The 12,762-nt window shown below is 62.4% G+C and carries 14 protein-coding genes; 5 read left to right on the top strand and 9 right to left on the bottom strand.

The window, feature by feature from the left end:
* Positions 1-406 precede the first annotated feature (406 nt).
* From LMT64_RS04145 to LMT64_RS04110, 8 genes are all read right to left on the bottom strand, one after another.
* Positions 407-1,318 carry a diacylglycerol/lipid kinase family protein gene (locus LMT64_RS04145; RefSeq protein ID WP_126351621.1) on the bottom strand — a complete coding sequence of 304 codons (912 nt, stop codon included), beginning with the start codon at positions 1,316-1,318 and terminating at the stop codon, positions 407-409.
* The gene (gene wecB, locus LMT64_RS04140; protein ID WP_126351620.1) at positions 1,315-2,481 is read right to left on the bottom strand and encodes a non-hydrolyzing UDP-N-acetylglucosamine 2-epimerase; all 1,167 of its coding nucleotides are present in this window, start codon (positions 2,479-2,481) and stop codon (positions 1,315-1,317) included. The genes LMT64_RS04145 and wecB overlap by 4 nt, the downstream gene beginning before the upstream one ends.
* A complete protein-coding gene (locus LMT64_RS04135) occupies positions 2,478-3,614 on the bottom strand; it encodes an MraY family glycosyltransferase (protein WP_229253377.1) in 1,137 nt (378 codons plus the stop codon). Before LMT64_RS04135 ends, wecB begins: the two co-directional genes overlap by 4 nt.
* Before the next feature lie 13 nt (positions 3,615-3,627).
* The gene (gene upp / locus LMT64_RS04130) at positions 3,628-4,251 is read right to left on the bottom strand and encodes a uracil phosphoribosyltransferase (RefSeq protein WP_126351618.1); all 624 of its coding nucleotides are present in this window, start codon (positions 4,249-4,251) and stop codon (positions 3,628-3,630) included.
* A 139-nt stretch (positions 4,252-4,390) separates the two neighbouring features.
* On the bottom strand, positions 4,391-4,771 hold the full coding sequence (locus LMT64_RS04125) for a hypothetical protein (protein ID WP_126351617.1): 381 nt from the start codon (positions 4,769-4,771) through the stop codon (positions 4,391-4,393).
* Positions 4,772-4,833: 62 nt separating this feature from the next.
* Positions 4,834-5,118, bottom strand: coding sequence for a hypothetical protein (locus LMT64_RS04120; RefSeq protein ID WP_126351616.1), 285 nt, complete (start codon positions 5,116-5,118; stop codon positions 4,834-4,836).
* Positions 5,118-7,034, bottom strand: a complete 1,917-nt coding sequence (gene glgB, locus LMT64_RS04115) for a 1,4-alpha-glucan branching protein GlgB (protein ID WP_126351615.1) — start codon at positions 7,032-7,034, stop codon at positions 5,118-5,120. The genes LMT64_RS04120 and glgB overlap by 1 nt, the downstream gene beginning before the upstream one ends.
* Positions 7,035-7,102: 68 nt before the next feature.
* Entirely contained in the window at positions 7,103-7,675 is a 573-nt protein-coding gene (locus LMT64_RS04110) for a cob(I)yrinic acid a,c-diamide adenosyltransferase (RefSeq protein WP_126351614.1), read from the bottom strand.
* A gap of 95 nt (positions 7,676-7,770) precedes the next feature.
* On the opposite strand from LMT64_RS04110, the gene LMT64_RS04105 reads away from it, so the two are divergent.
* Positions 7,771-8,400 carry a VOC family protein gene (locus LMT64_RS04105; protein ID WP_126351613.1) on the top strand — a complete coding sequence of 210 codons (630 nt, stop codon included), beginning with the start codon at positions 7,771-7,773 and terminating at the stop codon, positions 8,398-8,400.
* An 8-nt stretch (positions 8,401-8,408) separates the two neighbouring features.
* Here the strand turns inward: LMT64_RS04105 and LMT64_RS04100 are convergent, their stop codons facing one another.
* Positions 8,409-9,035 carry a rhomboid family intramembrane serine protease gene (locus tag LMT64_RS04100; RefSeq protein WP_407647845.1) on the bottom strand — a complete coding sequence of 209 codons (627 nt, stop codon included), beginning with the start codon at positions 9,033-9,035 and terminating at the stop codon, positions 8,409-8,411.
* A gap of 301 nt (positions 9,036-9,336) precedes the next feature.
* Here LMT64_RS04100 and LMT64_RS04095 point away from each other — a divergent pair, with 301 nt between their 5' ends.
* Genes LMT64_RS04095 through LMT64_RS04080 form a run of 4 tightly spaced genes read left to right on the top strand, consistent with a single transcriptional unit; the run spans position 9,337 to position 12,758 of the window.
* Entirely contained in the window at positions 9,337-10,083 is a 747-nt protein-coding gene (locus tag LMT64_RS04095; protein WP_126351612.1) for a cytochrome c biogenesis protein, read from the top strand.
* Complete coding sequence (locus LMT64_RS04090; RefSeq protein ID WP_170165941.1) at positions 10,070-10,246, top strand: hypothetical protein; 177 nt, start codon at positions 10,070-10,072, stop codon at positions 10,244-10,246. The genes LMT64_RS04095 and LMT64_RS04090 overlap by 14 nt, the downstream gene beginning before the upstream one ends.
* Positions 10,243-10,743 (top strand): cytochrome c maturation protein CcmE, encoded by a 501-nt coding sequence (gene ccmE, locus LMT64_RS04085; protein WP_229253376.1) that lies wholly within the window; start codon positions 10,243-10,245, stop codon positions 10,741-10,743. The genes LMT64_RS04090 and ccmE overlap by 4 nt, the downstream gene beginning before the upstream one ends.
* Positions 10,744-10,748: 5 nt before the next feature.
* Complete coding sequence (locus LMT64_RS04080; protein ID WP_126351610.1) at positions 10,749-12,758, top strand: heme lyase CcmF/NrfE family subunit; 2,010 nt, start codon at positions 10,749-10,751, stop codon at positions 12,756-12,758.
* Positions 12,759-12,762: the final 4 nt, after the last annotated feature.

Here is a 12,762-nt window from a genome sequence, read left to right as displayed (position 1 = left end):
CCAGTTTGTTGGAACGCCAACTTTCGGTTGCTTGTGTGACCAGGCGGCAGCAATGGATTGGGCCAGCGCAAGGTTTCACCCAGCAGGGTGCCCACTTCAGCCCGCTGGGCATATTCATCCTCCGTCAGCAGGCCCCGGAAATGGCGCTGGCCGGCCCGCTCATCCTCGCTGCCGCTCGCCTGCAGAGCTTTGCAAGTCGGTTGAAGATGAGGCCAGCACCTGTCAGCTGCTTAACTCCAGCCACTCTGGCAGAACAGCGTTGGCCAGAGCAGAGAACTCAGCCTTACCACGTCTTCCAGAACGGCGGACCGCTAAAGGTCCAACCCCGTTTCCGAATCGGCTTGGGGCGGTCCATTAGGGTGCCGCTGGACCGGGCCGGGCCAACGCTTCCAACGCGTTTATCAGGTCAGCCCACCTGATTCAGCAGCGTCACTGCACCCGACAACACTTCTGCCCGCAGCCAGCGCGACTGGCCCCGCACTTCGCCGTCTATGTGCAGATAGGTCGGCTGGTCCCAGCGCAGCTCGGCCACTTGGGCAGGGTGATACTTGACTGCCGGATGCGTCAGATGGTGGCCGCCGCGCACCCGGGCAATCAGCCCTGGCACCTCACGGCGATGCACTGCTGCAGCCAGCACGACATTCAGTTGGCCATCCGAGAGATCGGCATCCGGATTGAACTGAAAGCCGCCGCCTAGGGTACGGGCATTCATGACCGAGCAGAGCATGGTCGGGCCACTTGCCCATGGTTCACCGTCTAGCGTTACCGCGCAGTGGTTGGTCTGCATGGCGCGGAGACTACCAAGTGCAGCCCAGACATAGCGCACTGCTCCCCGTGTCCAGGCCGGAGCGAGTGGGAGCATTGCTGTCAACTGGGCGTCAAACCCCATACCGAGGCCATTGAGGACGTAGGCGCTCTGCTCGGTACCGTCCAGCTCATAGGTCACACGCAGGGCATCGACCCGTTCCGGTGGACGAGACAGGCACCGCAGGGCGGATCGGAAATCGCCGGGGCGTAGGCCCAAGGTACCGGCAAAGTCATTGCCCGTTCCGTAGGGGAGCACCAGCAGCGGCCGTCCGCCCTCTATCGCTTCAGGAAGGACAGACGCCGCCGTGCCGTCCCCGCCCACTGTCGCCAGCGCCCAACTGGCGGGAAGCGCCCGCGCCTGAGTCAACGCCTCTGCGGGAGTATCACAGTCAATCAGGCAGTATTCCACCCCCAAGGCTTCCAGCTCACCACGCAGCCGGGGCCACTCATGGCCAGCGCGACCCACTCCCGCCCGGCGGTTGAGGACCACCGCCAGCGGCGGGGAGGTCATGGCGTAGCGGCTGCAGCCAGCCAGTCGGCGGGACGCTCGTCCAGGCCGAAGTGCCAGGCCACGGCCTGCGCAATCCGCCCAGCGGCCTGACCATCGCCATAGGGATTAGGAGCGCGGCGCATGGCTTCCAGCGCCTCACCGCCAGCCAAGAGTTCGCGGCCCAGCTTCAGAATGTGCTGTGGGTCGGTTCCAGCCAACCGTAAGACACCCGCGTCCAACCCCTCAGGGCGCTCGGTGACGTCACGCAGGACTGCGACTGGCACACCCAATGCCGCACCTTCCTCTTGCAACCCCCCCGAATCGGTCAGCAGCAAGCTACTGGCCGCCATCAGTGGGGCCATTTCGGCGTAGTCCAGCGGTTCGGTCAGGATGAAGTTGGAAACACCTTGCAGCGCGGGCCGCACCGCTTCCTGCACCGCCGGATTCAAGTGAACCGGGTAGATGAAAGTGTGATTTGAGTGCTCGGCAGCCAGGGTCGCCAGTGCGTCCGCTATCTCGCGCATATGTGGCAAGTTCTCGCGGCGGTGCATGGTCACGGTCACCAGCTGGCGGCCAGCGTCGCGGAGCGCCTGCCACTCGGGGCGTAGTGGCAAGCGTCCAGCCACTTCACGCACGGCATCCACCGCGGTTTGCCCAGTCACGAAAATGCTGGCGGGGTCTTTGCCCTCACGCAGCAAGTTGGCCCGACTGGCGGCCGTCGGCGCAAAGTCCAGCCGGGACAGCACCCCGGTCAGGCGGCGGTTGGCCTCCTCTGGAAAGGGAGCTGACAGGTCGAAGGAACGCAGTCCGGCTTCTACATGCCCTACCGGAATGCCCTCGTAAAAAGCGCTGAGGGCCACGCAGAAACTGGTGGTCGTATCGCCGTGGACCAGGACCATGTCGGCGCCTAGCTCACGCAACCGCTCACCAGCCTGCGGCACGATGCGCCCGGTCAGCCCAGCCAGGGTCTGGCGCTCGGTCATGACTCCCAGGTCCAGATCAGCCTGCAGGCCGAACACGTCCATCGCGCTGTCCAGCATCTCGCGCTGCTGCCCTGTGGAGAGGATCAGCGGGGTAAGGTCATCGCGCCGCTGCAAGGCGCGGTACACCGGAGCCATCTTGGTCGCTTCGGGGCGGGTGCCAAACGCCAGGACGATTCTTGGACTCTTGACGGTAGGGGTCATGCTCGTTCCTCCGTGCTCAGCTCGCGGCGGTGTGCCCGCACGCGGGTGTAGGCCACCCACACCAGCAACACGGCGATCAACACGCCCGTGACCAGCAGCGGCGCCATTTCGACGCCCTGCGCGGCCATGCCTGCCAGCCCAAACACCAGTGCCACGGCCCAGAGTGTCAGCGCAGTCTTGCGGGGACTTTCTGTCTTCTGCAGTACGCGGTGATGGATGTGGGTCTTGTCGGGATGGGCCAGCGGATTGCGGATGCCACGTGCCAGACGGCCCACCACCACTTGAGTGGTATCCATGATCGGCAAGGCCAGCACCAGCAGTGGCAGCAGCACACTGGCCGAGGCCGTGGCCTTGACGGTCCCCAGCAAGCTCACTGCGGCCAGCGTAAAGCCCAGCAATGTGCTGCCTGCATCTCCCATGATGATGTGACTGGGGTTGAAGTTGTGCCGCAAATAGCCCAGTGTGGCCCCGGCCAGCCCGGCCAGCAGAATGACGGCCGAGGCCCGGTCGGGAAACTGCGCCGCCGTCACCAGCAATACCATACTGGCCACGAAGGCCACGCCGCCCACCACGCCATCTACGCCGTCTAGCAGGTTCACGGCATTGGTCAGTCCCACAATCCACAGCCAGGTCACCAGGGCACTCAGTGGAGTATTCAGCCCTTCCGGCACGATTCCCAGATACGGGATGGAGCCAAAGTCGATCATTAATCCATTGACCATCAGCAGCGCAGCGGCCAGGGTCTGAACCACCAAGCGGACCGCTGGGGACAACCCGAATTGATCGTCAATGAATCCGACCAGAACCAGCCAGGACCCGCCGAGCAAGATGGCCAGGACCTGAATCACCACATCCTGAATGATGATGGGCCGCAGCAGCCACGCCACCACCAGACTGACAATGAACCCCGCAAAGATGGCCAGTCCCCCTGCATTGGGCAGGGGCTTGACGTTCAGGCGGCGTTCGTTGGGCTGATCAGCCCAGCCCTTGTCCAGTGCAAAGTGCAGCAGGTGCGGAATAAAAGCCCAGGTGAAGGCCAGGGCAGTGAAAAAGGTGAGCAAGACGCTGAGAAAGCCTCGTCCAAACGGTTCGGCCACACCCAGCGAGTCCAGCCATTGATACAAAACGTCCAAGATCAAAGCGTCCTTACTTGGTTCCGTAGATCCGGTCCCCGGCATCACCCAGGCCCGGCACGATATAGCCATGGTCGTTGAGGCGTTCGTCCACTGCAGCCGTCACGATGTCCACATCCGGATGGGCCTGCCGAATCACTTCGATTCCTTCAGGTGCAGCCAGGATACACATCAAAGTGATCCGCTCGGCTCCGACTTCCTTCAGCTTGTCAATGGCTGCTACTGCGCTGCCACCCGTCGCCAGCATGGGGTCGGTCAGAAACACCCGGCGGCTGCCGATGTCCTCGGGCAGTTTGGAGTAGTAGGCCACTGGCTGCAATGTTTCCGGGTCGCGGTACATCCCGATATGACCCACCTTGGCTGCCGGAATCAGGTCGGTCATGGCCTCGGTCATGACCAACCCAGCGCGCAGGATAGCGACCAGGGCCAGCTTCTTGCCGCTGAGCATGGGGAAGTCACCCTCCTGCACCGGCGTGGCGAAACGGACTGGGACCAGTTCCAGATCACGCATGGCCTCGTAGGCGAGCAGCAGGCTCAATTCACCGGCCAGTTCACGGAATTCCTTGACCCCGGTGCGCTCGTCACGCATCAGCGAGAGTTTGTGTTGAATCAGGGGGTGCTCTACCACAGTCAGCATTTCGCCCCCCACCATAGCGCCTTTGCCTGAGCGGTTCTGGCGGAGCTTTGGCCACCAAAGTTCGTGGGTCCATTACCAGCAAGGACGGTGGAGGAGTCTGCCCCTCAATCAAGTACGTCGCAGCGCCCCCACCCAAGGCTCAGTAACTACCGCCCGCCCTTTGCTCAGTGATATCAATCTTGCCCGTAAAGTTCTTGTATTCCACCCTTAGCGCGTACATGCCCGGTGCGCCCCCCGCCATAAGGTTAATGGCCCAGGGTTGTCCCGGCACACAACTGGCGCTGGACTGAATCTGACCCTTAGGGTCGACCATGTAGAAGTTGGCACTGCCTTTTTCCGCGGTGCATGACCCCTTCACCCCGACCTTATTGCCCTGTTCAGCGGTACGGAAACCATACTGACTGGTCCCCTTGGCACCGTACATAGGGGTTGGCGTAATAGCCACTGCACCCAGGCGTAGCCCTACCGTGAAATAGAGACCACCGACAATCAGCGCGAACAATGCGAGCAATACCTGCATACCATCTAGTCTAAGTGATTCTCAGCGTCGGCTCATCCCCCACGCATGGGGTGAGTAGGCGCTCAAGTTGAGCGTCCCATCTCGAACAGCAGCAAGGTGAGGAGCAGCGCTGACAGGGCCAGTGAAGCCAAGTTGTAACCCTCCCCCAGATGCGCCGCTCGCCAGACCTGCAAGATCAGGCGCAAACCGAGTAGGACTGCAACAGCGACCAGCGGCGGAGTCGGCCCACCCACAAGAGGCGAGAGTAGACTGAGAGCCACCGCCAGCAACAACACCACACTCAGTTGCCACAGCAGGTCCGGGCCACGTTGTGAGGGCTGCTCCGGCACCGCTTGATCTGACTCCATTAGCCCTGTGTCTCCCCCACCCGTTCCAGCACAAGTGCGCTGAGCGGCGGCAGATGCAGGCTCAGGCGGGCAGGCTGGCCATTCAGCTCCTCTTGCCAGGCCTGCAATTCGCCTATTTCGTGACTCCAGCCACCGTAGCGGCCTGAATCGGTATTGAGCAGCAGGCGGTAAGCTCCGGCTTCAGGCACTGGCATATGGTAATCGCGGCGGTACATCGGGGTCATGTTCAGCACGATCACACTGGAACGGCCAGCTTCAGCTGCAACGCGGCGGTAGATATACACGCTGTTCTCAGCGTCGTCAGCGTTCAACCACTGCAGGCCTTCGGGGTGGGTGTCGCCCGCGTACCAGTCGGGGCGTTCGGTATAGAGACGGTTGAGGTCACGCACCAGTTCCTTGACCCCAGCATGATCTGCCCAGGCCGCCCGCTCCCAGGGCAGCGCCGCGTCGTGGTTCCATTCCTGCGAATGAGCGAACTCCTGACCCATGAACAGCAACTTCTTGCCGGGCGTGGTCCACATATAGGCATAAAAGGCCCGCAGGTTGGCGCGCTGCTGTTCCCAGTCGCCGGGAGCCTTGAGCACCAGCGGCTTTTTGCCGTGTACCACTTCGTCGTGGCTGATTGCCAACACGAAATGCTCAGTGCTGCGGTAAACGTTAAAAAAGGTCAGCTTGTGGTGATCGTATTGACGGTAGATCGGGTCCCGCTCCAGGTAAGCCAGTGAATCGTTCATCCAGCCCATCGCCCACTTGTAGTCGAAGCCCAGCCCATCTGGCGTGGGGTGAGTGACACCCGGAAAGGCCGTACTTTCCTCAGCCACCATCATGCAGCCGGGGGCCATATGATGCACCACTTCGTTCAGACGCTTGAGGAAGGCGATGGCTTCCAGGTTCTCCCGGCCACCGTGAATGTTGGGCATCCACTCCTCACGTGAGAAATCCAGATACAGCATGGACGCCACCGCGTCTACCCGTAGACCGTCCACATGGAAATCCTGCAGCCAGCGCAGCGCCGAGCCGATCAGGAACATCACCACTTCATTGCGTCCATAGTCGAAAATGTGGGTGTTCCAGTCGTAATGGAAGCCCTTGCGCGGGTCAGCGTACTCGTACAGTGGTGCGCCGTCGTAATGGGCCAGCGCGTGATCATCGGTGGGGAAATGTCCCGGCACCCAGTCCAGAATCACCCCGATCCCGCGTCCGTGCAGGTGGTCCACCAAATACTTGAAATCCTCAGGCGTGCCCTGACGCCCTTCCGGGGCGTAATAGCCCGTGACTTGATAGCCCCACGAGCCATAAAAGGGGTGCGCCATGACTCCCATCAGCTCCACATGGGTAAAGCCCAGGTCCTGCACATGGTCGGCCAGAGCGTGCGCCAGTTCGCGGTAAGCCAGTGGTTGGCCGCGGTCATCGTAACGCCACGACCCCACATGCACCTCGTAGATACTGACCGGCTCACTTTGCCTGGCTGAACGATTCGCCATCCATTCAGCGTCGTCCCAGGCGTAGTCGTCGGTCCAAATTACGCTGGCGGTAGCAGGCGGCGCTTCAAAGGCACGGGCGTAGGGATCAATCCGGTCCACCGTCCGGCCATCTGCGCCATGAATGCGGAACTTATACAGCTGTCCCGCCTGAGCGCCCGGCACGAAGGTGCCCCAATAGCCCAAGTCCAGACGTTCCAGCAGATGGACCTCCTGCCAGCCGTTGAAATCACCGACCACATGGATGGCCTGGGCCTGCGGTGCCCAGACGGCAAAGCGCACACCACTGACGCCACCTTCGACCACCGGATGCGCCCCTAACAGATGGTCGGGGCGCACCAGATCGGCGGTGGCCAGTTTTTGAAGATGGGTGTGATCCAGGGGCAATGGAAAGGCCGCAGGAGCAGGGCCAGGAGAGGTTGCTTGACTTGCCATAGCGGCAGTCTAGGCGTCAGGCCCGTGTCGCCTCTGGAAGCTAAAGACTGCGCCAAAGCCAGCAGTGGCTAGCGACGACCTCCGACCAGCCAGCCATCTTCCGTCATGCCGGCATGGGCATTGACTGCGCGGGCCATCGCAAAGAGCAGGTCCGACAGGCGGTTCAGGTAGACTTTGACTTCGGGGTTGTACTCTTCCAGTTCGCCCAGGCGAATCACTTCACGCTCAGCGCGGCGGGCGACGGCGCGGGCCACCTGCAACTGCGCCGCAGCCAGTGTCCCGCCGGGATGCACGAAGCCTGTCATCGCGGGAGCCTCCGCTTGATACAAGTCAATCAACCCTTCCAGCGTGGCAGAATCCTCAGCGTCCATGCGGACCAGCTTGGCCTGATAGCGGCTGTCATTCCGGGTGGCCAGATCGGCTCCCAGGTCAAAAAGAGCGTTCTGGAGATATTCCAGGTCGGCGTCCAAGCGCGGATAGGGGTCGCTTTCGCCTCGCAGGTGAGCGCGGGCAACGCCCAGAATGCTGTTGAGTTCATCAACTGTGCCATAAGCCTCCACGCGGGGATGGGCCTTGCTGACCCGGTCCGTGCCATACAGACCCGTTTCTCCCTTGTCGCCAGTTCTGGTGTACAACTTCATGCCCTCTAAGTTACGTGATGGCAGGGGCGCCCTTCTCAGCGGTATAAGAAAAGTTATAGCTGGGGCAGCTCGCGGCCTCTGATTTAGCATGTCCCATGCCAAGCCAATCTATGCCGCCTACCCACTGGACCCTGGATCATCTGGTCGTGGCCACCGATACTCTGGAAAATGGACGGCGGTGGCTGGAGCAGCAGCTCGGTGTCTCACTGCAACCTGGCGGACAGCACGCAGAGTTCGGCACCCATAACCTCTTGCTGAGTCTGGGGGGCAGTTATTTGGAATTGATCGCCATAGACCCGTCAGCCCCACAGCCCGCTGACCCACGCTGGTTCGAATTGGACCGCCCCGAAATGCAGCAGCGACTGGCCGAGCGCCCACACCTGATTCACTGGGTGGTCGCCGTGCCTGAACTGACTGGTCATCCGCAGGCCCGCCGACTCAGCCGGGGCGGGGCCCGCTGGCAGCTGACCGTCGCGCCGGACGGGTCGTTGCCAGGTGGCGGTGCTGCACCCAGCCTGATCGCCTGGGACACACCGCCGCCCGCGCAGTCATTGCCGGATCAGGGGGTGCAGTTAGAGCAGTTAGAGCTGAGCAGCCCGCACCCAGAACGTCTGGCCCACTGGACTGGTTCATATAACGGAACGGAGATCGTCGCCCAGAGCGCTCCGACAGTCAGCCTGCGTGCGACGCTGGTTACCCCTAAAGGACACGTCAGGCTGGATTAGGTAGAAGGTCAGCGTCCCCCTGGACGTTGACGGTGCAGCATGGCCGCCGCCACCAGCCCACCGATAAAGCCGAAAAGGTGTCCTTCAAACGATACGCGGGGGTCAGTCGGCAGCACGCCCCACAGGATGCTACCGTACAGCACGGCGGCAATGGTCGCCACGCCGATGGCCGCCGGGGTCCGCTCCCACCAGCCCACCCCCAATAGGTAGGCGAAATACCCGAAAATCAGGATGCTGGCCCCCAAGTGGGCACTGCCGCCCCGGGCCAGCAACCAGATCAGCCCCCCGCCGACCACCATGATGATCAGGGTCGCCGTCAAAAAGCGTCCCACACTGCGCACCGCCGACATAAACGCCAGAGTCGCCAGTGGCAAGGTATTGGCGATCAGATGCTCCCAGCCGCCGTGCAGATACGGGGCCGTAAAAATATGCCACCAGGTCGCCAGGTTCCTGGGATAAATGCCCAGCCGGTCCAGATTGACGCCCAACAGCAGTTGATCGGCGATCTCTTGTACCCAAATCAATCCGATCAGTAGGGCCGTGACCACACCAGCACCTACGGCATTGCCCCGGTGGTCAGGGCGCTGTGGTGGAGCCGGCTGGAAGTCGCGCAGACGATCAGGAGAACGGGTCACTGGGGCAGTCTAGGCGCCGAGAGGCCTTGGCTGGCAAGTAAAATGGCAGGGCGTGTTTAGAACTTCTTGCGGGGCAGGGACTCCCTTCCCTTGCCCTGCCCACCACCGGTGTGGTCTGGTGATAAGCACTGTGAGACAGCCGAGCCTGCTCTGCTCTGGAGGGGGATTCACCTCTGGGTAACAGACCCGACCTACACTCGTCCATAGACTGAAGGCGTAGTCTCAACCACCCCTTCCGGGCCTGCATCTGTCAGGTCACTGCCCTGAGGACCACCCCACTGACATGACCCAACATCCGACCATGACCCTTCCACGACCTGACCGCCTGACCCCCGTGCTGGGCTGGGCGGCCCTGTTGGCCCTGCTGACGGCCACTGGCCTGGGCCTGAGCGCCCCTGCCACCGAAGAACAGGGCGTGCTGTCGCGCATCCTGTTCGTACATGTGCCGTCTGCCTGGCTCAGCTACCTGGCTTATTTCGGTACTGGGCTGTTTGGCCTGCTCTATCTGCTGAAACGCAACCTCAAATTTGACCGCTTGGCCCTGGCCTCTGCCGAGCTGGGCGTTCTCTTCACCGTCTCCACCCTGATCGGTGGGATGCTCTGGGGCAAGCCTACCTGGGGCGTGTACTGGGACTGGGACGCTCGCCTGACCACCACCGCCCTCAGCCTGGTGATTTATGGGGGCTACCTGCTGGTGCGCTCCATGATTGACGAGCGCGAACGCCGCGCACGCGTGGCTGCCGTAATCGGCCTGATGGGCACACTGTATGTACCGATCAACTACATGGCCGTGAACTGGTGGCGTGGCCTACACCAGAGCCAGACCGTGAAGGTGCTGGATGAGGGAGGCCCCAGCTTTGCGGGATCACCGATCTACGGCTGGACCCTGATAGCAGGCGTGTTGGCCTTCACGCTGCTGTATCTGTATCTGCTGCGTGTGCGCGCAGGCTTGGCTGAACTGACCGACCGCCGTGAAGACCTGGAGCTGATGGGCGAGCTGCCGCCACGCAGCGCCGCTGATCTGGAGGTGGCCCGTGGAGCATCCTGAATATGTGACCTATGTGGTGATCGTCTACGCCGTAACTTTTGGGCTGCTGGCAGCTTATCTGCTGTGGCTGTGGCGCCGCCTGAAGACGGAGCGTGCGTGGGCCGCGCGGCATCGCCCGGTGCAGCAGCCTTCTGCCTCATTCACTCCTGAGGAACACGCATGACCCAGCCTGAGCGCGGCGTTACCCCGCTGCCGCAGGCCAAGCGGCGCAGGCGCAGTCCGCTGCCCTCGATTCTGGGGGGCGGAGCGCTGCTGGGGTTGGCAGCTTTTCTGGCCTTTGGATCGTTGGGCCAGAGCCTGGAATATTTCAAGACACCTTCGGAGTACCAGTTGGAACAAAGCACGCTGGCCGGTAAGCCCCTGCGCTTGGGCGGATTGGCGCAGGCGGCGGAGTATGACCCCCAGACCCTCAATCTCTCTTTCCAGCTCACCGACGGCAGCGTCACTTACCCAGTCCAGTACACCGGGGCAGTGAGTGACATGTTCCAAGAAGGTCAGGGCGTGGTGGTCCGTGGGCGCTTCAGCGAAAGTGCGCAAGGGGCCGACCCAGGCGTCTTCCAGGCCGACGAGCTCATCGTCAAGCACTCAGAAGAATACAAAGTCCCCGAAACGCAGGCGGAGATAGACCAGCTCAGGGACCTGCTGGAGTCTGCCGAATAGTGGACATGCTCAGCTGGTACAGCCTAAGCTTTTCACAGAGCCCACTGGCGCTGCTGGGCCAGCTGAGCTTGCTGCTCGCGCTGCTGTTTGGTCTGGGTGGGCTGTGGCAGGCCGTCGTCGCCGGACGCACCGGTGATCCCCGCCCCGCCCAGAGTGCCGCGCACGCCATCGCCGCTGTCTTTGGCTTCGTGACCATCAGTGTGGGTGCCCTGCTGGCGGCTATGATCGGCAGTGATTTCAGTGTGCGCTACGTCGCTGAACACTCGATGGCCAGCAGTCCGCTGTGGATCAAAATCACTGGCCTGTGGGGGGCACTCGAAGGCTCGATCATGCTGTGGCTGTGGCTCCTGTCCCTATACGCCGTCATCTTGACCCGCACGGCCTGCAAAGACTCGCTGCGCCCCTGGGTCTTTTCAGCCATGCTGTTCAACTTGCTGTTTTTTATCGGGGTATGCGCCACCATTGCCAGCCCTTTTACCCCACTGGCCACCATTCCGACTGACGGTGCAGGCCCCAACCCGGCCCTGCAGAACCACTGGATGATGGCGGTTCACCCCGTCTTGTTGTATCTGGGCTTCGTGGGACTGGCAGTGCCGTTTGCCTACGCTGTCGCGGCGCTGATCACCGGCAGGCTGTCGGATCATTGGGTGAGCGCTGTCCGCCGCTGGACGCTGGTGGCCTGGGGTTTTCTGACGCTGGGCATTGTGTCAGGCGGCTGGTGGAGCTACGAGACGCTGGGCTGGGGCGGCTACTGGGCCTGGGACCCAGTCGAAAATGCGTCTTTCATCCCTTGGCTGCTGGCCACAGCCTTTTTGCACTCCATTCAGATTCAGGAGCGCCGGGGACAGATGCGGGGCTGGAATGTCTGGTTGATTGTTCTGGCCTACGCCAGCACCGTGCTGGGCACTTTCCTGAACCGCTCCGGCATCGTGCAGAGTGTTCACGCCTTTGCAGGTGGGCCAGTCGGTGGAGTGTTTTTCGGGTTCCTGGCCGTGTTGCTGCTCGGCGGTATCGCCCTGGCCGCCTGGCGTGCGCCCCGACTGCGTGACAGTGGTGAGCCACCTCACGCCCTGAGCCGCGAAGGGGCCTTTCTGGCTGGCAACTGGCTGTTCGTGGTGTTTGCCTTTATGGTCTTGCTGGGCACGCTTTTTCCCACACTGATTGAGGCTGTTCAGGGTCACCGCGATACCTCAGTAGGACCACCGTTTTACAATGCCTTCGCTGTTCCACTGGGTCTGGGGCTGCTGCTGCTAATGGGCATAGGACCGCTGCTGCCCTGGCGACGTGCCGAAGGACAAAGCCTATGGCGTGCCCTACGGCCCCTGCTGATCGCGGGCGGCGTGGCCGCCTTGATCGGTCTGGCTGCCGGCCTACGCCACCCCGGCGTCCTGGCGACCCTGGCCCTCTGCGCCTATAACCTGGCCGGACTGGCTGGGCTGACCTGGCGCCACCTCCAGGAGCGACGTGCAGCGGGTCTGGGCGGCGGCCTGAGCACTGTCTTTGCATCTCAGCCCCGGCGTTACGGTGCTTATTTGGCCCACATCGGCCTGGTGATGCTGGCTCTGGGAGTCGTCTTTTCTACCGTCTACCGCCAAGACCAGCAAGCCACACTGAATCTGAACCAGCAGGCCTCACTGCTTCACGAGCAACTGGAGTTGACCGGCACCCGCTCGGTCAACCGCAGCGACGGCCACTCGCTGATTGCCGATATCCGCATCGACGGGCAGCCTTACGAGGCCCGCATGAATTTCTATCAGCAGGCGGGCAGCATGGCCTTCCCAGCTCCGGCGGTGCGGTATGGCCTCTGGGGCGACACCTATCTGGTCGTGTCTGCCTTTGATGAGGGGGGCCAATGGGTCAGCGTGCGTCTGGTCGAAAGTCCGCTGATCGCCTGGATCTGGCTGGGCACAGCGGTGATGATGCTCGGCACGGGCCTCTCGCTGGTTTCACCCCGCAGGCCACGTCTGCAAGAAGCGGTTTCCTCTCTACCGCACGCTGCGGCGGCCACCGATTAGTGAC

Source organism: Deinococcus radiophilus (assembly GCF_020889625.1).
Classification (GTDB): domain Bacteria; phylum Deinococcota; class Deinococci; order Deinococcales; family Deinococcaceae; genus Deinococcus; species Deinococcus radiophilus.
Note: the sequence above shows the minus strand (reverse complement) of the source record. Positions and strands in the feature narration are given on the sequence as shown.